This window comes from Halomonas colorata (genome assembly GCF_014897985.1).
Classification (GTDB): Bacteria; Pseudomonadota; Gammaproteobacteria; order Pseudomonadales; family Halomonadaceae; genus Vreelandella; species Vreelandella colorata.
Genome location: NZ_JABUZA010000018.1, coordinates 48,143 through 70,473, shown reverse-complemented (window position 1 = coordinate 70,473; position 22,331 = coordinate 48,143). Strand labels below are relative to the sequence as shown.

At 53.4% G+C, this 22,331-nt stretch carries 20 protein-coding genes; 5 read left to right on the top strand and 15 right to left on the bottom strand.

The genetic code is table 11. The features are described from left to right. Positions 1-68: 68 nt before the first annotated feature. The 3 genes from INT33_RS10955 to INT33_RS10945 all read right to left on the bottom strand — a co-directional run bounded on the left by INT33_RS10955 (position 69) and on the right by INT33_RS10945 (position 3,118). Positions 69-1,916 carry an ABC transporter ATP-binding protein gene (locus tag INT33_RS10955; RefSeq protein ID WP_192538001.1) on the bottom strand — a complete coding sequence of 616 codons (1,848 nt, stop codon included), beginning with the start codon at positions 1,914-1,916 and terminating at the stop codon, positions 69-71. Positions 1,917-2,033: 117 nt separating this feature from the next. Next, positions 2,034-2,564: a chromate transporter gene (locus INT33_RS10950; RefSeq protein ID WP_192538002.1), complete on the bottom strand. Its 531-nt coding sequence runs from the start codon at positions 2,562-2,564 to the stop codon at positions 2,034-2,036. Continuing rightward, complete coding sequence (locus tag INT33_RS10945) at positions 2,561-3,118, bottom strand: chromate transporter (protein WP_192538003.1); 558 nt, start codon at positions 3,116-3,118, stop codon at positions 2,561-2,563. Before INT33_RS10945 ends, INT33_RS10950 begins: the two co-directional genes overlap by 4 nt. Before the next feature lie 171 nt (positions 3,119-3,289). Between INT33_RS10945 and INT33_RS10940 the strand changes: the two genes are divergently transcribed. Further along, positions 3,290-3,979 carry a GntR family transcriptional regulator gene (locus INT33_RS10940; RefSeq protein WP_192538004.1) on the top strand — a complete coding sequence of 230 codons (690 nt, stop codon included), beginning with the start codon at positions 3,290-3,292 and terminating at the stop codon, positions 3,977-3,979. Between the two features lie 81 nt (positions 3,980-4,060). Continuing rightward, complete coding sequence (locus INT33_RS10935) at positions 4,061-4,636, top strand: DUF1415 domain-containing protein (RefSeq protein ID WP_192538005.1); 576 nt, start codon at positions 4,061-4,063, stop codon at positions 4,634-4,636. 31 nt (positions 4,637-4,667) lie between these two features. On the opposite strand, the gene INT33_RS10930 is transcribed toward INT33_RS10935, so the two are convergent. The 11 genes from INT33_RS10930 to INT33_RS10880 all read right to left on the bottom strand — a co-directional run bounded on the left by INT33_RS10930 (position 4,668) and on the right by INT33_RS10880 (position 15,885). Further along, on the bottom strand, positions 4,668-5,510 hold the full coding sequence (locus tag INT33_RS10930; protein WP_192538006.1) for a hypothetical protein: 843 nt from the start codon (positions 5,508-5,510) through the stop codon (positions 4,668-4,670). 177 nt (positions 5,511-5,687) lie between these two features. Further along, a complete protein-coding gene (locus INT33_RS10925) occupies positions 5,688-7,343 on the bottom strand; it encodes a methyl-accepting chemotaxis protein (protein WP_192538007.1) in 1,656 nt (551 codons plus the stop codon). Positions 7,344-7,479: 136 nt separating this feature from the next. Then, the gene (locus INT33_RS10920; protein WP_192538008.1) at positions 7,480-7,989 is read right to left on the bottom strand and encodes a GNAT family N-acetyltransferase; all 510 of its coding nucleotides are present in this window, start codon (positions 7,987-7,989) and stop codon (positions 7,480-7,482) included. Between the two features lie 70 nt (positions 7,990-8,059). Beyond that, positions 8,060-8,365: an AzlD family protein gene (locus INT33_RS10915; RefSeq protein WP_318782754.1), complete on the bottom strand. Its 306-nt coding sequence runs from the start codon at positions 8,363-8,365 to the stop codon at positions 8,060-8,062. Positions 8,366-8,367: 2 nt separating this feature from the next. Beyond that, positions 8,368-9,030: an AzlC family ABC transporter permease gene (locus tag INT33_RS10910; protein WP_225736141.1), complete on the bottom strand. Its 663-nt coding sequence runs from the start codon at positions 9,028-9,030 to the stop codon at positions 8,368-8,370. A gap of 44 nt (positions 9,031-9,074) precedes the next feature. Continuing rightward, positions 9,075-10,067: an LLM class flavin-dependent oxidoreductase gene (locus tag INT33_RS10905; protein WP_192538010.1), complete on the bottom strand. Its 993-nt coding sequence runs from the start codon at positions 10,065-10,067 to the stop codon at positions 9,075-9,077. Between the two features lie 168 nt (positions 10,068-10,235). Continuing rightward, positions 10,236-10,922 carry an SDR family oxidoreductase gene (locus INT33_RS10900; RefSeq protein WP_192538011.1) on the bottom strand — a complete coding sequence of 229 codons (687 nt, stop codon included), beginning with the start codon at positions 10,920-10,922 and terminating at the stop codon, positions 10,236-10,238. Between the two features lie 106 nt (positions 10,923-11,028). Next, on the bottom strand, positions 11,029-12,279 hold the full coding sequence (locus INT33_RS10895) for a nitrate regulatory protein (protein WP_192538012.1): 1,251 nt from the start codon (positions 12,277-12,279) through the stop codon (positions 11,029-11,031). A gap of 92 nt (positions 12,280-12,371) precedes the next feature. Beyond that, a complete protein-coding gene (locus INT33_RS10890) occupies positions 12,372-13,724 on the bottom strand; it encodes a NarK family nitrate/nitrite MFS transporter (RefSeq protein WP_192538013.1) in 1,353 nt (450 codons plus the stop codon). Positions 13,725-14,051: 327 nt separating this feature from the next. Continuing rightward, positions 14,052-15,071: a patatin-like phospholipase family protein gene (locus tag INT33_RS10885; RefSeq protein WP_192538014.1), complete on the bottom strand. Its 1,020-nt coding sequence runs from the start codon at positions 15,069-15,071 to the stop codon at positions 14,052-14,054. Positions 15,072-15,159: 88 nt separating this feature from the next. Further along, the gene (locus INT33_RS10880; RefSeq protein ID WP_192538015.1) at positions 15,160-15,885 is read right to left on the bottom strand and encodes a murein L,D-transpeptidase catalytic domain family protein; all 726 of its coding nucleotides are present in this window, start codon (positions 15,883-15,885) and stop codon (positions 15,160-15,162) included. A gap of 105 nt (positions 15,886-15,990) precedes the next feature. Between INT33_RS10880 and INT33_RS10875 the strand changes: the two genes are divergently transcribed. Then, on the top strand, positions 15,991-17,631 hold the full coding sequence (locus INT33_RS10875) for a L,D-transpeptidase family protein (RefSeq protein WP_192538016.1): 1,641 nt from the start codon (positions 15,991-15,993) through the stop codon (positions 17,629-17,631). Between the two features lie 141 nt (positions 17,632-17,772). Here the strand turns inward: INT33_RS10875 and INT33_RS10870 are convergent, their stop codons facing one another. Beyond that, entirely contained in the window at positions 17,773-19,446 is a 1,674-nt protein-coding gene (locus INT33_RS10870; RefSeq protein ID WP_192538056.1) for a peptidoglycan DD-metalloendopeptidase family protein, read from the bottom strand. A 763-nt stretch (positions 19,447-20,209) separates the two neighbouring features. Here INT33_RS10870 and INT33_RS10865 point away from each other — a divergent pair. Both INT33_RS10865 and INT33_RS10860 read left to right on the top strand, forming a co-directional pair. Further along, entirely contained in the window at positions 20,210-21,121 is a 912-nt protein-coding gene (locus INT33_RS10865; protein WP_193091865.1) for a LysR family transcriptional regulator, read from the top strand. 100 nt (positions 21,122-21,221) lie between these two features. Then, the gene (locus INT33_RS10860) at positions 21,222-22,217 is read left to right on the top strand and encodes a glutathione S-transferase family protein (RefSeq protein ID WP_192538017.1); all 996 of its coding nucleotides are present in this window, start codon (positions 21,222-21,224) and stop codon (positions 22,215-22,217) included. Positions 22,218-22,331 lie beyond the last annotated feature (114 nt).

Here is a 22,331-nt window from a genome sequence, read left to right as displayed (position 1 = left end):
GTTTACGTTTATCCTCATTAGAGAGCCAAAGAGTCATTGGTTAGCTAGAACAGCAGCACTCAGCTCGCCTATTGATAACCCTTCGCTTGTAAATAGAAAAGATGTGCATATCGGCCCTTGAGTGCGAGAAGCTCTTCATGAGTGCCGCGTTCCAGCACGCGGCCATGGTTAATGACTAAAATCAGCTCGGCACTGCGCACCGTCGAAAAGCGGTGCGAGATGAGGATGGTCATTTTATCGTGGCTATGCTCGCGAAAGCGGGTAAATATATCGGCTTCAGCGGCAGCGTCCATCGCCGCGGTGGGCTCATCCAGCACTAGAATATCAGCCTCCTCGCGCATGTAGGCACGCGAGAGCGCTATTTTTTGCCACTGCCCGCCGGAGAGTTCCTGGCCATCTTTAAACCAGCGGCCTAGTTGGGTGTTATAGCCTTGGGGCATGCGTTTGATAAAGCCGTCGGCCATACCGTTGTGGGCCGCTTTCTGCCAGCGCGTTTGATCATTAAATGCCTGAATGTCGCCCACACCCAGGTTTTCGCCTACCTGCAGCTGGTAGCGCACGAAATCCTGAAAAATCACCCCGATACGCTTGCGCAACGCGCCGGTTTCCCAGTCGCGCAGGTCGCTGCCATCCAGCAGAATACGCCCGTGGGTGGGTTGATAAAGCCGCGTCAAAAGCTTGATCAGGGTTGTCTTGCCCGAGCCGTTTTCGCCCACCAGTGCCAGGCTCTGGCCGGGCGCCAGGTGCAGGGAGATATTCTGCAGTACCTGCTTGCCGCCTGGATAGGCAAAGCTGACGTCCTCGAAGCGCAGCCCGTCGCCTGCGCTCTCACCCTGTGTCAGGCTGCCGCCTTCAGGTTGAGTAGACTGCTCCAGGTACTCGTAGAGGTTGGATAAGTAAAGGTTGTCTTCATACATGCCGCTGATCGCGGTGAGGCTTGCCGAAAGCGCCGACTGGCCCTGCTTGAATACCATCAGATACATGGTCATCTGGCCCAGGGTCAGCGCACCGGCGATGGTTTCAATCACCACCCAGGCGTAAGCGGCGTAAAAAGTCAGCGTGCCGAGCAGGCCCAGCACGAACCCCCAGCCCTCCCGGTGCAGCGTCAGAAGGCGGTCTTCGGCAAACAGGCGGGTAAAGATATCCCGGTAACGCTGTAGAAATAGCCCTTCAAGACCGAACAGCTTGACCTCCTTGATACTGTCTTCACGCGCCAGCACGGTTTCCAGGTAGCCCTGCATACGCGTTTCCGGTGAACGGCGGCGGAACAGGCGAAAGGCGTCGCCGGAAAACTTGGCCTCCGAGATAAATACCGGCAGTGCGCCCACCGCCAGTATCAGCAGCGCCCAGGGCGAAAACTGAATCAGCAGAACGCTGAAGCTGCCGAGCGAAATGGCGTTCTGCATCAGACCAAAGGTTTTATTGACCAGGGCAAGGGGGCGTGTCGAGGCTTCACGGCGGGCGCGGGTGAGCTGGTCATATAGCTCGGAGTCTTCGAACTGGCCAAGCGAGAGTGTCCCGGCCTTTTCCAGAATCATCACGTTGACCTTTTGCCCCAACAGCGCGCGTAGCAGCGCCTGCTGGGCGGAAAGCCCGCGCTGGGCGAGGGCAATGAGGCCGATAATCAGCGCCTCGACCCCCACCAGCTTCAACACCGGGGTGATGGACGTCAGTAGATCAGGGTCATCTGCCGCTTGATGCGCCGCCATGGCGCTGACCACTCCGTCGACAATCAGCTGGCCCACCCAGGCGGCAACGGCGGGCAGTACGCCTGCCACCAGTGTGCATAAGGCCAGGCCAAACATCATCCAGCGTGAGGTTTCCCACACCAGGCCAAGGGCACGCTGGCTGTAGCGAAAAACGCTGAAAAAACCGCTAAGCGGTGAGGAGCTTGAGTGGGGCGAAGACTGTTGCATGGCGTGGCTGAGCGGCATCCAGAAAAAAGGAGTGCCATGATGCGATGGAAAGGCGTGGATAGCTAGTCTGACTGCCGGGGGAAATGGCCGACAGTCAGAAGGGATCAGCAGAGTGGGTCAGGCAATGACAAAGGCGCCGTACACAAGGGCCGCCATGACCACGAAGGCTGGGTAGATCTTGAAGCGCACCAGCGCTATCGCGGCGACCACGCCAATGATCACCGTGTGCAGCCAGCCTGCACCGTTGACGCCTTCGAGCAGAAAGCCAAGCGTCAGCCAGGCCATCATCATGGCTATCACCGGGCGCACCCACTGGCTCATACGCTTGACCTGGGGGGACTCGCGGTGGCGATACAAAAGCCCCAGCGCGGCAATCATCAGCAAAAGCGAAGGCACCACCGTGGCTGCAACCGCTACAAAGGCGCCGCCAATACCCGCCACTTCATAGCCTACGTAGCCGGCCATCTTGGTGGCAATGGGGCTCGGCAACGCGTTGCCGAGCGCCAGGGTTTCGGCAAACGTCTGCGAGGTCATCCAGCCGTAACGGCCGACGACCTCGGCTTCGATCAAGGGAATGATGGCCGGGCCGCCGCCGTAACCCACGATATTGGGAATGAAAAACGCCAGGAAAAGCTCCCAATAGATCATGCCGAGCGCTCCGCTTTCTTGAATTTGGAGAAGGGGATAAACGCGGCCAGCAGAATCGCGCCGATGATGAAGCCCGGGTGGACGCCCAGCCAGTAAATCAGCACCCCGGAAACGATCGCCATTACGCCACTGACCAGCCAGCCAAGCGCCTTTTGCGATTTATCAAAGAAGTCCCAGGCCAGTTGGCCCATCATGATCATGACCACCGGCACCACGGCTTGCCCCATGCCGCGAATCCACGCAACATCGCGGTAGCGGCTGAAAATGCCCAGCATGACGATCATCGCCGCAATCATGGGTAGAATAACCGCCGTAACGGCAACGGCGCAGCCTAAGGGGCCGCCGACACGATAGCCGATGTAACCGGGCATCTTGGTGGCAATCGGGCCGGGCAGGGTATTGCCAATAGCCAATATATCGGCAAACTCTTCGTCGGTAAGCCACTTGTAACGGGCGACCACTTCGGCATGCACTAGCGGTATCATCGAAGGACCACCACCAAAGCCGAAAATACCGACCCGAAAGAAGGCCCAGAACAGTGCTGTCTGTTTCATTGGCAAAATACGCTATAGGAAATTAGTTGGAAAAACATATTTTTTCACTTTTTATCGTTTATATTTAAAAAAATCGATTATTTATCTGGCGTAGAATATAGGCGAGAGTACTCAGAGGCGTCAACACTGAATAAGTAGTGCGTACGTAACGGTGGATGAAAGGACCCTACCATGAATCAATATATTCAGCCTTCAGCAAGTACGGCATCAAGTCGTATTTACGATACCTTACGCAAGGATCTAGTGAACGGACGCTTCGCGGCGGGTGAAAAACTTGCCATCAATGCGCTCAAAGACCAGTACCAGGTAGGCCTGAGCCCTTTGCGGGAGGCGTTAAACAAGCTGGCGGCCTATGGATTGCTCCTTCAGGAAAACCAGCGTGGCTTTCGAGTACCGACGCTTTCCCATCGCGAGCTGGATGATATAGCGCAAACGCGCTTGTCACTTGAAGGCATGGCCTTTGAACAGGCTATCGCCCATGGCGATGCCGCTTGGGAAGCGGAGCTGCTGGCGGCGGAACACCGCCTGAAATGTGCCGATATGACGCTGGATAAGGACGATGAATGGGAGCGGTTGCACACCCAGTTTCATCGTACGCTAGTAGCGCCATGTGGCTCCGTATGGCTACTCCGCTTTATTGAGCAGCTGCATGATCAATTTGATCGTTACCGCCGGCTGGGTCCTAAAATGCCGGTGATTCGCCAGGAACTGGACCAGCAGCACCATGAGTTGGTGGAGCTTGCCTTGAAGCGCGATGTGAAAGCGGCGCGCAAGCTTCTGGATGAGCATATTCGCAAATCCTATGATGTGGCGCTTCAGCGGTTTACCCAGCATGGTGAAGGAGCGCCCAATAAGCGCTGAGCAGCGCTTGAGTTTAATGATAACGATAGGTGTACACTGGCGCCCATCAAACATGCGATCGAGCGGGTGTAAAAGAGAGTAATGCAATATTCAGATAACGACGTAATCGAGCAAACGATGAGCTGGGTGCGCAATTTTATTGTGGCGCAAAACGTATGTCCTTTTGCTCAGCGTGAAGTGGAACGCGCCTCTATCCGTGTGGAAATCGTGCGCTCCAAAAAACTTGAAGTTGCGTTAGAAGAACTCATGGTGGAAGTGCAGTGGCTGGATGAGCATCCAGATACGGAAACCACGCTGCTGGTTTTCCCCACACTATTCAAGCATTTTGATCACTACCTGGATTATGTGGAACTGGCCGAAAGCATCTTGGCCGAGCAGGGCTACGAAGGTGTTTACCAGCTAGCTACCTTCCATCCCGATTACTGTTTTGAAGACGCCGAGCCTGACGATGCCTCGAACTATACCAACCGCTCGCCCTACGCGATGGTGCATTTACTGCGCGAAGCGAGTGTCGAAAAGGCCATCGAGTTTTATGGCGACACGTCGGTAATTCCTGAACGCAACGTCGCACATTTAACGGCTATGGGAAGTAGTGAAGCGGAGCGCTACCTTCAGGAAGCGTTAGCGCAACGCGCCTCTTCTGCTAAAAGCCCCTAATACGTACGGCAGCGATCTGCTCGTCGCTTATTTAACACTCGCGCTCAAGCATTCTAGGCTGGACTGAAGGCGCGGGAGTGCTAAAGAACTCAGAAGGCTGGTATGTGTGATCGCGAGGAGTCGCCGTCGACGTGCTGATCTCTTCCAGCAATATGGGGCTGAATATGGCGCTTATGTGAGTGCTGTCTGGTGCTTGCTCTTTAGCAGCTAATGTCGGCTGCCTGTCGTTTACCGCGCTATAACCATACTCTTCAAAGCTAAGAGCCGGGCTGTCATTGAGGACATTATTCTGGGCTTGGGCAGCACGTTGAAGAGGTCTTACTACAAATACATGGATTGCGCCTTTAAACGCAATATAAAGGGCTCCCGCTAAGGCAATGAGCAGGGCCACTGTCATTAATACTATCCTGCTGTCTTTCTGTTCGCTGCTGGTTAACTGGTTTGCCCATTCAAGTATATGTCGGTCGATGTTAACTGCGGTCTTGCTGACGGCGGAAAGGTGTACGTCGGTTGCATTTCGAAAAGTCTGGAAATGATCTAAATAGCGTTGCAGTGGGTTGTCTATCAAGCGTTTATAAGTGTCAAGCATCGCGTCAATCAAAGGGCGCTGTGCAGAGTGGGAAGGTAAATCGAGTTCTTGAACCGCCTGGCTTGCATGCTCAAGGTTGTCCCGCGTCTGGCTCAATGTCGTCGCCGCTTGGTCAATATCGCTACTTAGGCGTGCCAACCGCTGGCGTACTTCCATTAAATGAATATTTGCTTGGCGGGTAGCGTCAGTTAGGTGGGCGGTGATTTCTTTGGAGAACGTTAGCTGAGGTCCTGGCGAGTGCCCGTTTTTTAAGTGCAGTAGGCCCAGCAGCACAATCATGCCCAACAGGGCGATAAATATCCATGCAAATAGCGGTTTGAAAAAAGCAGGTTTCATAGTGGGCTTTGCGTGCAGGTTTAACTGCCATCGTCTGAATTTGCCGACGGCAAGGGCGAGCCATGATACGCGATTGGCAACGCATCGGGCAGCGAATGCTGCCCGATAACTGAAAATAACGGTGTATTAAAAAGCTTCCCACTCAGGTTCGGCAGAGGCACGCTTGCTAGGCAGTGAGGTTCTGCTGGCTGGTAAAGGGCGGGCTGATTTTAATGGTGCTGATTGCGTCTGGCTTGAATGGGGTAATTTAAACGCGCTCACAAGCTCTGCCAAGCGGCTAGCTTCATCCTCAAGTGATGCCGATGCAGTGCTGGTCTCTTCTACTAAGGACACGTTTTCCTGAGTCGCGGAGTCCATTTGCGCAATTGCGGTGCTAATTTGGGTAATACCCGAGTCCTGTTCTTTGGCCGCCAGTGACAGCTCCTGCATCATATCGGTCACTTGACGGATAGCCGTATTGACCTCGCCCATACTTTCCCCATTGTGCATCGCCTGATTGGCACCTTCGGCAATACGCTGGGCAATATCCTCAATCATCGTGCGTATTTCTTTCGATGAGTTGGACGTCTTAGTCGCCAATGAGCGAACTTCGCTGGCAACGACGGCAAAGCCGCGGCCATGTTCGCCCGCGCGTGCTGCCTCAACCGAGGCGTTCAGCGCCAGGATATTAGTCTGAAAAGCGATAGAGTCGATTACTTGCACAATGTCATGCACTTTATGCGAGTCTTTTTCGAGCGCTTGCATCCATTGCCCGGCACGCTGGGCTTCGCTTTGACCATGCTCGGCTTTATGCGCGGCATTAACAGTCATCTTTTCGGCCTGCGTGGCCGTGTCAGCATTTTGGCGCACAATAGAGGAAATCTCATCCATACTCGCTGCCGTTTGCTGAAGCGCCGCTGCCTGCTGCTCGGTGCGCGAAGCAAGGTCCTGGCTACCGCTGGCAATTTCCCGGGAACTGTTGGCGACGGCCCGGCTGCTTTGGTTGAGGGTTTCCACCATCTGTTGCAAGCGCTCCTGCATCGTGCTCATCGCGCTATACAGGCGGCCTATTTCATTACGCCCGCGTGATTCGATGGCGTTAGTTAAATTGCCTTGGGATACGCTTTCACATAGCGCAACGGCGCGCTGCAGAGGGCGAACGATAATCCGGTTAATGCCGAGCTGTACGGCGATATAGATCATTAATGCCAAAACGATTAAGCCAATACTAATCAACATATTGTGCTGACTGCGGGTATGCGCATTTGAAACGGTAGTTGATGCTAGGCTTTGTGCATTGAGGTTGAAGCTACGCACACCATTGGTAAACGCATCAAACTGTTCGTTAAGGCGTTCGGCGTGATCGATCAGCGGTGCCACATTCCCGGCGTTAAGGTCGCGTCTGAGCGAATCAGTAATCAAAAGCTGGTACGCCGATTCGATCGCGGCAATTAAGGGCATTCGTGGCGAGTTGCTGGGTACCTCAATGGCATGAAATGCATCAAAACGCGAATCCGCACGTTCCAACGCCGCCTGAGCAAATCCCAGCGCTTGCTGAGCTAACGCAGTGTTGCCACGTGCGTTATAGTCTGTATAACGCGCTAAGCGTACCCGAAGCTCCATTAGATTAACTTCTGAACGGTTAATAGACGCTACCTGTTGGGCCGCCACTTCATCCAACTCGTTTAAGCTTGTTATTGCTCTTTTCTCTGCCTGTATGCCAAGCGCTGCCACAACAATCAACATGACAACGAGTAAACCTAATGCCCCGGCCAGGGCATATTTTACGGATAAATCTTTCATTACGTTCATTTCTCACTTAAGGGGGAGCAATAGAGCAGCAAGATAGGCAGCCACATCACAATGAACTAGAGAGCTTCATTGTGGTGGTCGTAATATCGGCCTTAAGTGAGAAAAATTAAGGGTGTAAGCGATTAAATTACAAGGATTTATACATAATATGCGTGTCTACTAACCCTTGCGTCGCATGGCGGTAGGCATTAGGAACCGTGCCCACAATGCTAAATCCTAACCGTTGCCAGAGCGCCACCGCGACATCGTTAGTGGAAACGACGGCGTTAAACTGCATGGCTTGAAAGTTGAACTCACGCGCTAATTGCTGTGAATGCTCGCACATCGCCCGGGCAACGCCTTTACCGCGAGCGGCAGCGGTCACCATATAGCCGCAGTTACAGATATGATCGCCGGGGCCGGCTGCATTGGCTTTTAAGTAGTAGCTACCGATTAATTCGCCTGCTGCATCCTTAACCGCATAGGTGACTTTGGGCGCTTGGCACCAGAGCCGATAGGCCGCATCGTAGCTGATATCAGGGTCAATCGCGTAGGTTTGCTGGTCTGCGATAATGGCCTGAAAGGTTGGCCAAAAGATAACGAAGTCATCTTGTGTCATAGGCGTGAACGTGAGGGAAGACGCATTATTTGAAGACATTGTATTTGAAGACATCGTATTTGATGACATAGCCAGTACCTGATGGAAATAAGTAGGACAGCGTTAACCGCTATGATAATAAGCGCCATAACGCAGCGGTGGCCATTCCCGCAGTAATCGCAACGAGCGGCTTATGCAGTATCAGCATGGCGCTTAACGTGGCGAGCAGACCAAGCCGAGCGCCCCAATCCCCCTGAGCTGCCAGCGGTACAACAACAGCGACCAGAACGGACCCCGCCATAGCGTTGATAAATCGCTCTACCTTAGGGCCAATAGGGATACGTGACATGATGATCGAGCCACCGATACGGGTGGTAAACGTCACCAGTGCCATGATAACGATAGCAAGTAGCGCAGTAGCTGGAGTTAGCGGCACGCCTATTGTCCTTTTTGTTGATTCGCCTGAGGCAACAGCATGCCCGCCAAACCACCCGCCAGCGCACCCACAATAACGTGAGCGTTGGGCGGCAAATAATAAAGCGCGAGCAGCGCGGCCACGCCAGCCACGCCCCAGGGAAGTAGCATCGTAAGCGACGGTTTGTTTTTACCGCCTACCAGCATGGAAAGTAAGAAACAGCCCATGATGACGTCTAATCCAAACCGTTCGGGCTGGCTGATCCCGCTACCAAACGCGACCCCCAACAGCGTGCCCAGCACCCAGGAGAGCCATAAGGCAATACCGCCGCCAAAAAGAGCGCCGACATTGGTTTCTCCTCGCTGATGGTCAGCTGCCGCCATGGCCCAGTTGGAGTCACTCATCATCCCAAGGCAGGCATAACGCTGGCCTGAGGGAAGGTGGCGCAGCCAGGGGTAAAGCGAAGCGCCCATCAATAAGTGACGGGCGTTAATGGCAAACGTGGTGGCAATAAGCGCTGTGAGCGGAATGGTGGGTCCCCACAGCTCCAGTGCCGCAAACTGAGCGGTGCCCGCGAACACCAGGCTGCTCATCAGCAGCGTTTCCCAGCTGCTTAAACCATGTTGGATAGCGGCAACGCCAAACGCTAAGCCAAACGCAACCACGAACAGGGAAAGCGGGGCCATTCGCTTGAAGCCCCATAACGTACCTTTTGCGTCTAGCTTTGCGCTCACCGCGCGGCCTCTGCAACAATCTCATAGCTGCGCAGACGGTCAGCATGATTATAAAAGTCGCTATTGATCATCAGCTCATCCGCGCCGGTACGTTCTTGGAAAGCCGTCAATTCTGCTTTGACCGTTTCAGGACCACCGATAATCGCTGCGCCTAAAAATTGGCTTACCTGCGCCTGCTCCATAGGTGACCAGTCCAGCTGCTCTACTGGGGGCAGCGACTGGGTCGGTTTGCCACGAATAAGGTTTAGAAACTTCTGCTGAGCCGTGGTCGCAAGGTAGTGCGCCAGCGCATCGTTTTCAGCAGCGATAACCGGTAAACCTACCATGGCATGGGGTTTGTCCAGATGTTCAGACGGGCGGAAATTATCGCGATACAGGCGCAGGGCTTCAAACAGATAGCCAGGGGCGAACTGAGCGGCAAAGGCGAAGGGAAGGCCAAGCTTGGCCGCTAGCTGGGCGCTATAGCCGCTGGAACCCAACAGCCAAATAGGCACGTTGGTTCCCTGGCCAGGCACCGCTTTCACCTGCTGGCCGGGCTCGGCGTCTGCCAGGTAGCGGAGTAGCTCGCTTAACTGCTCGGGGAAGTCGTCCACGCCTGCATGCATGCTGCGCCGCATAGCGCGCATGGTCGCACCGTCAGAGCCGGGCGCGCGGCCTAAGCCCAGATCAATTCGGTCAGGATAAAGAGTTTCCAACGTGCCAAACTGCTCGGCGATGACCAGCGGCGGATGATTGGGCAGCATAATCCCGCCACTACCCACCCGAATAGTGGAGGTCTGGCCCGCTACATGGCCAATTAATACTGAAGTTGCCGCGCTGGCGATTCCGGCAATATTGTGATGTTCGGCAAGCCAGTAGCGGGTATAGCCCAACTGTTCGGTTCGCTGAGCGAGAGAAACACTGTCCCGAAACGTTTCAGCAGCGCTTCCGCCTTGGCGTATCGGAGCAAGGTCGAGAACGGAAAGCGCTGTCGAAGAAAGCTGGCTCATAATTCACCTACTATTGAAAACGTGGGGCGTGGGTGAACGGTCAGGACGTGTACATAGTAGAAAGTACATGAACAGAACATTAGCACGCTTGGTTGTAGGTGTTATGCGGGCTAAGAAGACGAAATACAAGGAGCAGCCCGCTTTGAGCTGGCTAACATGTTTACTCAGCTATTCAATCGGCGGGGTAGGGCGAATCAGTATTTCATTAACATCGACATGAGCCGGTTGAGAAAGTGCATAGATAACCGCGTTTGCGATATCGCGGTCTTCCAGGGCATTATCAGGCGATTCATCAAAAAACGGCGTATCGACCATGCCGGGCTCAATCAGGGTAACCCGCATCCCGCTACCCCGTAACTCTTCACGAAGGTTATAGCCAATCCCCGTTACTGCCCACTTGGTGGCGCTGTACATGGAGCCTGGAATGGTGGTTCGGCCGGCGGCAGAACCCGTCATCAGTACATGGCCTTTACTACGTTTAAGCGCAGGAAGGCTTGCCTGAAGAGTAAGGCCCACGCCATATATATTGGTCAGAATCATCTCGTGCCAGGCAGCATGATTGGCGCCGCTAAACCCGCCCGGCGAGCCGCCTTGCCCGGCGTTGGCAAACACCGCATCCAGGCGGCCAAAGGTCTCCAGCGCCTGATCGATCATCGCCTGCTGCTGATCCATATCAGTGACATCAAGCTCGCAGGTAAGTACGTTCTCAGGCCCAAGCTCCTGGGCAAGTGCGGCGAGTTTGTCGGCTGAACGGGCGGCGAGTACAAGCTGGTAGCCTTCGCGCGCGGCGGCTCTTGCCGTGGCTGCGCCAATACCGCTTGAGGCACCGGTAATCAATAATACGCCGTGTTGCATGGTTGGCACTCCTTGCTAAGCCATAAACAGGAGTTTTCAGAATGGCTAATACGACGCTATCTTGCAAACCGTCGCCAACTTTAGGCAGCTAAGCTTAAGAGGGCTACTAAGCCTTTTTGAGTATAGAAGAGAGATCAAGAATAGCCTGCGCCATATCCGCCATGCTTTTGCTTTGATCCATGGAGGTTTTGCGCAGGAAGCGGTAGGCCTCTTCTTCGGTCATGGACTGGTGCGCCATGATCAAGCCTTTGGCGCGCTCGACCAGCTTGCGCTCGCGCAATGCCTTGCGGGTATTTTCCAGCTCATCGCTCAACCCTTGTAAACGGCTTGATTGTGCCTGAGTAAGCTCAATCAATGACCGTCCAAGCGGTGAGGTCAACGCGCTAGCGGTTAAGTCTCCCAATGGCTGTGTAGGACTAAGCGCGAGGAGCTGCTCACAAGGGGCGGGCGTATGAGGACCGGGCTTGGCTTTGGCGTGTTCAAGCGCGGCTTTCGCCTGGGCTATTTTGCGATAGCAAAGCGCCGCTAGCTGGGTATTTAAAGCGTCTTCGACGATTTTAAGCGCATCAATGCGAAGCGTGGTGAGCTCGTACCACGTTTCACCCAGAACGTTGGTGGTAACGTGCTGTGAGGTAGATTGGCAGGCAGCCTCACGCAATTGGTGAATGCCGGTTAACGTACTGGTTGAAACCGCCTGCTGCCAGGCGAGTTCAGCTTCCGGCGTGGCAAACTCAACGAAGGTATCAAAGCAGCGCTGCTGATCCTCGACCAACTGGCCGAGTAACTGGCGATGCGTTTTATCAAAGTGACCTTGAGTAAAGCCAAATGCACCGCAGGCCCGCTCCTGGCCCGCAAGTTCCTTGCCTTGCATCAGGTGGAAGATCGCCACAAGCGTACGGGTAATCTCCGGGTCGTCGGAGGTATCGGCGGCTTCAAAAACAATTGCCAGTAAACCGCTGATTAAATGGTTAAAAGCCTGGGTCGCGGCATCGGGGGAGATCGCCATGAGATCAATGGCGCTGCGCATAGCAGCTATGTCGTCAAGAGCGTTCCATACGGCTGCGATGCGCCGTAATAAGCGCGCTGCACCCTGAGGGCGCACTTCCTGGGTCAGTACCTCCAGCCGTTGCCGCATGAGTATCTCAGCTTCCTGGCTATGTTTGAGGTAGTCGCGGCGCTGGGTTTTAAAGCGTGAGCCTTGAGAAACGAGGTAGATCGTTGAGGCGCCACGCTCACGCTGGAGTACGTGAATAAAGCGGCTAATATCGGCGACAATTTCCGAGGTCGTCGCTAAATGGGTCAGGTTATCGATATCACAACGAATGGCGGTTAAGAGTAGCTGCTGGGCAGATGACATAGTGATTTTCCTTTTACTCGCCGCCTTGATCTATCTCCCCGGGGCAGCCGCCACCGGGGATGAAAGGTCTTGATTGAGCATAATGCGGGGTTTTAACGTAATGAAAGAGCCCCTGCGCCGGTATCGTCGCCCACGGCATCACGGTAGGCGCTGGCTTCCTGCGCTTCCGTTGCATCGCTAAAGCGCACAGCCAGTACGCATGAGGCGAGTACCAGTACGGTCAGCCCCAGATAAAACAGTCCTTGCTGGTAGCTTAAGTTTTCGCTACGAAACAAAAACGCCGCCGATACGGCGCCGACATTACCGCCGGCACCCACAATACCCGCCACGGCGCCCAGGGCTTTTTTGTTGATAAACGGCACCACGCCAAACGTTGCCCCTTCAGCCATTTGAACGAACAGGCTAAAGACCAGCATGATGCCAATAGCAAGACTCAAAATATGCATTTGAGAAAATGCGATCAGCGCAATGCCTTCGCAGATCAAGGCAATAAACAGCCAGCGCACGCGGCCCTTCAAGCCCCCTTGCTTGGCGAACAAATCTGAGAAAACACCGCCCAGCGTGCGGGCAAATATATTCATCAGGCCAAACAGACCGGCGATTAGCCCAGCGGTTGCCAAGCTTAAGTTGAACTGGTCAAAAAAGTAGATAGCCGCAATATTGTTGATCGTAAGTTCAACGCCAAAGCACAGCCCATAAACGACAAACAGCGCCCACACGCGGATATCTTTTGCCGCGGTGAGAAAGCTTTGCAGCGCGCCATATTCCTTGGTGGCTTCCGGCAGCTCACCCCGCGCGCGCAGGTCGCTAAAGTTACCGTCCGGTGCATCCTGGGTGAGAAACCAGTAGCCAATGCCGGTGATAAACAGCACCACACCCGGCACTACCATGGCAAGGCGCCAGCCGAGCGCCTCATTAACGCCGAGCATTAACATCCCGGAGAATATAAGCGGCATCAGGATTTGCGTGGTGCCGCCACCTAAATTGCCCCAGCCCGCACTGGTCGCATTGGCCGTGCCCACCACATTAGGCGCAAACATCATGGTGGTGTGGTACTGGGTGATGACAAATGAGGCGCCAATTGCGCCAATTGCCAGGCGCGCCAGGAAAAAGCTTTCAAAACTGTCGGCAAAGCCGATACTCATAACGGGAATGGAGCCTAACACCAGTAGGCCAGTGTAGGTTTTACGCGGCCCTAGCCGGTCACACAGTAGCCCTATTAATAGCCGCACGATAACGGTAATCGCGACGGAGGCGATAATTGTATTACCGATTTGAGTCTGGGTCAGAGAAAGGTCTTCACGCACGATCGCCATCAGCGGCGCGATGCCGAACCAGCCAAAAAAACAGATATGAAAAGCAAACCACGACAGATGAAAGGCACGCATCTGAGGGGTTGAGAAATTGAGTAGGCGAATACGATTGGCTTTATTGCGTATGTCCATGGGATGGCCTCACGGGATCTTGAACCAGTTGAGCATCACGCAACGCCGAGTCGCTCTATCGCGTCGCGTATTTACGAGAACATGCCTTCGCCATTGAAGGTCAGGCTCGACGCACTCGTACCCCGCTGGGCCTGGTCTACGCCTACCACCACAAAGCCTTGTTAAGCAATTAGTTTGCCATATAGGGTTTTAATTAAACCTATCAGTTAGTTGATGTGTTGAATAAAAGGGTGGGCAGGGAGGGATAAGAGATTGGGCGGGGAAGGAAAATAGGCGGTGCGCCATTGGCGAGCATGCCAGGAGCGGCATGCGTCACCATAGTGCCGTTTATTCGTGCAGGTAAACCGAATCGATATCCAGTGTTGAGTGATTGCCTATCGCTTCAAAATGCTCATCGAGCCAGCGCTGTGCAGCTGCCCGCCCTTGCTCAAAAAGATAGGAAAGAAACGCCCATTCAGAGTTCAGCTTGCTGGAGACGGAAAGCTCTTCCAGCGCCTGCTCACCGCTAATACGATGGAAAAGCGCCTGCTGATAGCAATTTGTAATGCCCTGTTCTTCAAGTGCGTGCTGTAACAGCGCAATCATGCGTATTTCTTTAATCAATGCCGCGTTAAAGGTAATTTCGTTTAAGCGGTTCAGAATCGACGAGGCAGAGGTAGGCACCGTATCCCGGCTGATAGGATTGATTTGTACCAGCAGGATATCCCGCGAGCTGCATTCTTCCATGAGCGGGAAAAGCGCCGGGTTGCCCATATAGCCCCCGTCCCAGTAAGCCTCACCGTCAATTTCTACGGCTTGGAACATTAGGGGTAAACAGGCAGAAGCCATTACCGCATCCAGGCTCATTTCCTCACGGCGAAAAACGCGCTGTTTGCCGGTGCGTACATTGGTGGCCGCTACAAACAGCTTGAGCTGATCGCACTGACGCACGCGCTCAAAATCGATGTGTTCAGCGACGATCTCACGCAGTGGGTTAACGTTAAGCGGATTGAATTGATAAGGCGATACCAGGCGCGTCATGATATCCATCGCGATATAGCCCGGCGAGTGATCAAGGCTCCAGTTGCCGGTCCAGATATCCATGGGAGATCTGCGTACCGGACTTGCCATGCCGGCGCGACTGACGGCCTGCCAAAAATCTGTAAGTGCTTGCCTGGCCAACAGCTTGTCACCCCGGGTGAGGGCATCCGCCATGACTACACCATTCATCGCGCCAGCACTGGTGCCGCTAATGCCTTCTATTTCGATCCGATCATCTTCAAGCAGCCGGTCGATCACGCCCCATGAATAAGCACCGTGAGCGCCACCGCCCTGTAGAGCTAGGTCTAGCTTCTTTACTTGAGTCATAAGGCCTCATGCGTTAGTAAGCTTATGCCATGCTGCATTGCCACTTGGTTAGCATGGCATAACAACGCCTGCTTGGCCTAAGAACCTGTCAACGTTGCGCCAAGTGGGTGGAATTTAACGTGTTGCAGCGCAGGAAGTTGGAGGTGGCGAGCCACTCCTTATCCGGGTAATAGGCAAACACATACTGATCTTCGCGCAAGCTATCGATGAGTGGATAAGTAATATCCTGACGCACCGCCGGGCAGCCATGGCTGCGGCCCAGGCGACCGGTTTGAGCAATAAAGTCATCACTGACGTAATCCGCCCCATGAATCACAATCGCGCGCTCATAGGCCAGATCATTCACATCGGGCTCAAGCCCATTGAGCCTCAGCGAATAGCCGTTGCGCCCATAGTAGCTATTCATGGTGCGAAACAGGCCTAGGCTGGACTGATGGCTCTCGGGGGTATTGGAGAACGCTTCGGCGTAAGCATCACCCGACCCTTGGCCGTGGGAGACCAGCTCTTCGAACAGCAGTTTATGCTGGCGCAGATCAAACACCCACATCCGCGGCTCGGTTGATGGAAGAGAGTAGTCAATAACCGCGAACCGCTCGGCATTGGGATTCGCACAGTTAAGCGCCTGGGCGGCAAGACGCAGAGCTTCCGGTGTGGCGGAAGGGGCGAGCTGCAGAAGTTGGTGCTGAAGCGATGACACGCCGGGAGGAGGTGTAGACGCTACGCTTGCAAAGAAACTGTTGGCTTGAAGAGGTAGGCTAATTAACGCGAAAGGTAAGCAACATAATAAAGAAAGAGAGCGTAAACGGGTTACCATATGGAGCAGTCCTGCAGACGATATCGATGACGAAAATAAGTAAACGGCTATGATAAAAGTAAGCATGCCGCGAATGGGAACTTATAGTAACGCAAGGAGAGGGTGATGAACGAGATGCAGTCACTAAGACAATGGGCGATAGGGGCCGCTCTAGGTCTGGCGCTGTCCCAAATCCCCTTCGGAATAATGCCAGCGCACGCGGCTAATGAGCTGCTTCAACAAGCACTTACTCAGCAGGGCCAGATCGGCAGCCAAGGGCAGTTGCCGGTTGAAGAATTTTATCAATTGCGCAACGAAACGTTGGCTTGGCAGAGTGAATCAGCAGTAGAAGCATTGGTTGCTGCACTTAATACTCTTGAAAGCGATGGTTTGAATCCTGCGGACTACCGTGCTGACAGATTGATGAGCGCTTTTCAAAATAGCCAGAATGCTGGGGAGTCTGCTCAGGCAGCTTTCGACATTCAGGCAACCCAGGCGCTGCTGCTGGCGCTTGATCATCTGGAACGTGGCAAGGTTAACCCCCGAGACGTTGAACCCAGCTGGGACGTTGCGCGCCCTGAGCGGCACTACTCGCTCTTGAGAGTCACTCACGCGGTTGATGATCAGGATTTAGAGCGTGCGTTTAGCTTGGCGCGGCCAGCCTCCAGCGAGTATCAGCAGCTGCGTGAGGCGTTAAGCCAGTATCGGCACATCGCTACCTTGGGCAGTGCGCCCTACCTTGGTGCGCGGGAGGAGTCGCTGCGTCCGGGAGATGTCGACGATGACGTGACCACACTGCGCCAGCGCCTGACACTTTGGGGGGAAACCGGCCTGCTCACAGCGGATAGCAGTGCCTACCCGATGATCGGTGTGCAGGTGGCTGGGGGCGATAAGCGCACTTTTGATGCCGAGCTTGAAGCGGCGGTAAAACGTTTTCAGCGCCGCCACCAGCTTAAAGAGGACGGCGTCGTGGGTGAGCAAACGCGCCTGGCGCTTAATGCGACCGCTACCTCTCGGGTGGATCAGTTGCGGGTCAATCTGGAGCGTGCCCGCTGGATAGGCCCCATGCAGTCTAGTGAGCCGCGTGTCTGGGTAGATATTGCAGGCTACCAGCTGCACTATATCCGGCCAAACGGCCAGCAGTGGAATGCTCGGGTGGTCGTCGGGTCTTCGCGTCGTGAAACGCCCATTATCCATTCATCTATCAGCCATCTGACGATCAATCCCAGCTGGACGATTCCGCCCACCATCATGCGAGAAGATGTCCTGCCCCGGGTACGTCAGAACGCCGACTATTTGGCCCAGCATAATATGCAGGTGATTAATATGTCCGGCGCACAGCTAGACCCCGCCGAAGTGGATTGGCAGCGCCCTGGTGGCATTATGCTGCGTCAGGTCGCAGGTAACAGCAATCCTTTAGGGCGGGTGGTAGTGCGCTTTCCCAATAATGACATGATCTATCTGCACGACACGCCGGCACAGGGGCTCTTTCGACGTAATCAGCGCGCGTTAAGCTCAGGCTGCGTACGCGTGGAAGGAGTACGTGAATTCGCCCAGATGTTGCTACAGGATAGTGGCAGCCGCTATCAGCTCAGTACGCTTTTAAATAGCGGCGGTAGCGACCGTAACGTGAATCTGCCTCAACGCATTCCTGTGGCGCTGCATTACTTAACCGCCTGGCCTAATGCTCAGGGGGAAGTAGAGTTCCGCTCGGATATCTACCGCCGCGATGCCTCGCTATTGGCTGCACTGCAACGCGCTGTGTAAATTGATCCGCACGCGCCAGCGTATATAGGAGATGCTCAGGTTTGCGCTTCTCCATGTGGTAGAAGTATTACGTAAGGTAGAAACATTAACGCCGCCCAAAATTGGGCGGCGTTAATGGGTATGGCTTAAGTAGACATCTGGTTACTCAGCATCTTGCTCTGGCTGATAATTTGCAACGCTGATGGTACCCGTTTGGCCGCTTTCAAGCGCCGCAAGCATCGGCTCGGCCTGACGCTGGAAGGCAACCAGCGTATCGCCGTTTAATCCCATGTCTTCAGGCAAATCTATCGACATGGCGTTTACCGGTGAGTTGTTGACGATGACTTCATAATGCAGGTGAGGGCCGGTGCTGCGGCCGGTATTGCCAGAAAGCGCGATACGTTCGCCCATGGTTACCCGATCGCCTTGACTCACCAGCGGCTGGGAAAGGTGTAGGTAGCGCGTGCGGTAGCCGTTATCATGGCGTACAACGATGTAGCGCCCTGCTGCCGGATGATTGGCCACCCGCTCGACGCGGCCGTTAGCCGGGGCAATAACGGAGGTGCCAATCGGCATGGCAAAATCGGTACCATTATGTGGGCTTATGCGGCCAGTGACCGGATGCTTACGCTGAGGGTTAAAGTTCGAGCTCAAGCGGTAGCTGCCCTCAAACGGGTAGCGCGCAAACGAGGGGTCGAGGCTATTGCCATCAGGTGTATAGAAGTGGTCGTCGGTAGCATTGCGAACTACGGTCAGGTCCATGCGCTCGCCGTTGTATTTCACCGCCAGAACGCGTGAGTCGAGCGCTTCGCCTTCAATCATGTCGGATTCGACCAGAACCTGAAATTGATCGCCACGGCGGCTGTCACGACGGAAATCCAGCTTTTTCTCCAGCAGTTTGGTCAGCTCGGTGACTGAGCCGCTACTTAGGCCGGTGGCTTGAGCGGAGCGGGCAAAACTACCGCTAACGCTACCTGCATATAAGCGCTGAACCGGTTCTCCCTGACGCTCAATGGCAGTTACGGCAAACTGGTTATCCTCACTTTCGACCAACACCCCGTCGCGGGTGTTTTTCATCATACGAAGTGATAACAGGCGACCGCTCTCGTCGAGCATATAGTCGAAACTATGGCCTGCGCGCCAATTAGTCAGCATTCTCGGTTCGGGCAAATCATCAAGCAGGGTTAATACTTCGCTATAACCTAAACCCAGCTCATTTTGTGCCAGCACTGCGAAGGTTTCACCGGATTCAACAATATGTGTTTTCCATTCCGGTACAAACGGCTCTTCCGCAGCAAGTTCAAGCTCCAGAAACGAGACATCGCCAAACAGATCGATTCCGTAATCTTCATAAGAAGTGGCATCGGCGATTTCGACAGAAGAGCTAGGGTCGATATCGAGCATGCCGCTCGTCAGCGTACCGACAACGATGGCCATGTGCAGTGCGCCGTTATCGATGGGGCTGTTGTGTAATGTTGGAGTGCTAGGCGAACGATGATCTGCTAGAGAGGCTTCTGCGCTTGAGATAACGTCCAGATCAACAATTTCTTTAACCGTTAAATCGCTTAGTGGAATGTGTTCGCGGGTGGCATCAATCGCGCGGGTGGCTCGATTGATGGCATCAGCGACAGGCGTTCGCTCTTGATTAAGAGAAGGAATGCCCGGCGCTGAATCGCTGGGAAGCGGTACTAAAACGCTTTCCAGCGGAGTGTGGGGCTGATTTAAATCTTGATATGTAGTGATTAACTTTTGTGCGCCCAGCACTGTGACCATAGTCGCCACAGGTAACAGTAACAATTTATGCGTGCGGGGCAGCGAATGGAGGATTCGCAACATGGGTAAATAGACCGCCAAGTTCGTGATCAAAAAGTAACATGAAAGTAGACGGAACCATACCCCATGAGGAAGGGGGTTCATAGACTGTATATCCATACATAAAGGATACTTCTGCTAAAAAGCAGAAAAAGCTAACTAACATTACTATTTTTGAACACTGTTTGCTAATAAAGGTAAACGATTCGACCCAAAAACCATTTTCTGAGGGTTTACTCTCTTGCCCATGCCAAGCTTAAACTGGCGCTAATTAATGACCTAATCATAGACAAGCACAGCGCGATGTAAAGGTTGTATGACGATTAGTTGGTTTTAAAAAATTTAGAATAAATTTAATGTATATTTTTATACTATAAATCAATGGTTTATTTTTTATTTAAAATAAATTAAGCAATTTCTTGACCTTCGGAAAACTTAATCTGAAGCTTATCAACGGTCTGGTAGAAATCGAATGCACAAGTGGAAATCATTTTTTTTGTAACAAAAAGTTAACTAGGGGCTTTTCGGGGCAATTTGTTCCCCCCACGTTACTCAGCGTGGACATTATTAATAGGGGCACTGAGAAGGCTAATCAAGCCCCCCTTGATACTGCTTCACGCATCAAGGCGCGAAACGGCTTTGATTAATGTGCATAAGGCTTTTTAAGCATTATTTTTGCTGGATTAATTCTAAATTAGCAGTACTTATTAATGATTATTGGCATTATAGACATGGTTTTTCGAATATTAAGCGGATGGTTTCGCGATTTAGCATCGAGGGAGTCGAAATGTCCCGGGTGACACTTGCACAATGGCAAATGCTGGCAGCCGTCGTTGACCATGGGGGGTTTGCGCGTGCGGCAGAAGTAGTACATAAAAGCCCCTCCACTCTGAATCATGCGGTTCATAAGCTTGAGGAGCAATTAGGTGTTCAGGTGCTTGAACCCATTGGGCGGCAGGTTCGCTTAACCGAAGCGGGGGAGTTATTGCTTCGCCGTGCGCGTCAGCTCATTGAAAGTGCGGCTTCACTTGAAGATGTTGCCTCACGGCTGGCGGAGGGCTTGGAGGCTGAAATCGTGTTGGCGATTGACCAGGTGTTTCCCGCCGCAGCACAGGCCAAGGCCATGGAACGCTTTTCCGAAATGTACCCCCAGGTACGCGTTCAGTTGCATGAAAGCGTACTCAATGGTGGCACGGAAATGCTTTACGATGGGCGCGCCGATTTAGTGATATCGGGGATGGAGGCACAAGGCTTTTTAGGCGAACCGTTGGTTAGCGTGCGTTTTATTGCGGTGGCCCATCCTGATCATGCGCTACATCAGTTGGGCCGAGCACTTGATTTACGTGACCTGGCGCAGTATCGCCAGCTTGTCGTGCGCGATTCAGCGTTGCGTCAGTCGACCGACGCTGGATGGTTAAAAGCCGAGCAGCGCTGGACAGTGGGACACTTAAACACGTCGCTCGATATGTTGAAGCGTGGCCTGGGGTTTGCCTGGATGCCGGAAACGCGTATTGCTGATGAAATTTTTCATGGCAAGTTAAAGCCGCTGCCATTAACCGCAGGCAGTATCCGTGAAGTGCCTATTCAGATAATTTTTCGTGACCGGGACCGTGCGGGGCCCGCGGCGCATGCGATGGCCGCCGCGTTAAAGCAAGCTGTCGAGGAGCTATGTCCTGAACGGTTCGATTCTCTCGAATGAAACGCGTTAAAACATCCGCTTGAGCATCTGCTCGACAGGATTATGCTTAATGCATACTGGCCTATAGCTGGCTTTTAATCACCCTGTCAGGAGATGCTTTATGGGTCTGCTTGTTAATGGCGAATGGCATGATCAGTGGTACGACACCAAAAAGAGCGGTGGCGAATTTGTGCGTGAATCGGCTCAGCTGCGTGACTGGGTTGGCAATCAGCCAGAAACTGGCGGTGCTTGCTTTCCCGCTGAAAAAGATCGCTACCATTTATACGTTTCTTTGGCCTGCCCCTGGGCTCACCGCACATTGATATTACGTAAGCTGAAAGAGCTTGAATCCCTAATAGGCGTATCGCATGTAAGCCCTCTGATGCTTGATAAAGGCTGGACCTACAAGCAGGATGAAGGCTCAAGTGGCGATGTGGTTAACGGCGTTGATTACCACTATCAGCTCTATACCATGACTAATCCTACCTATACTGGACGCGTCACGGTGCCGGCACTGTGGGATAAGCAGCGCAATGCCATTATCAATAATGAGTCTGCGGACTTGTTACGTATTTTTAATCGCGCCTTTAATGAGCTCACTGATAATCATTTGGATTTTTACCCAGACGATCTGCGCGAAGAAATTGATTCGGTAAACGCGGATGTCTACGACCATATCAACAATGGCGTATATAAAACGGGTTTTGCCACTGAGCAGGAGGTTTACGAAAAGCACGTAAAAGCGTTGTTCGAAGCGTTGGAGCGCATGGAAAAGCGTCTGGATACACAGCGCTATTTGGTGGGTGAATGGCTAACGGAAGCCGATATTCGTCTGTTTACCACGCTTATCCGTTTTGACGCAGTGTACTACAGCCATTTCAAATGCAATTTCAAGCGCATAGAAGACTTCCCCAATTTGGCTAACTACGTGCGTGAGATCTATCAGTGGCCGGGCGTTGCCGAAACGGTGGATATGAATCATATAAAGCGTCACTACTATTATAGCCACGACACGATTAATCCAACCCGCATCGTACCCGCCGGGCCGCAGCTTGATTTTGAACGTCCTCATGATCGTAACCGGCTGCCGGGGCAGGGCGTACGGTCCAGTCAGTAGACAAAAAAGAGCAGCGAGTATGGTGATAATGCTGCATGAAAAAGGGCTGCCCAGTGGGCAGCCCTTTTAATCATAAGCTTCGCTTCATTAACAGTCATCGCGACTGCTCGTTAC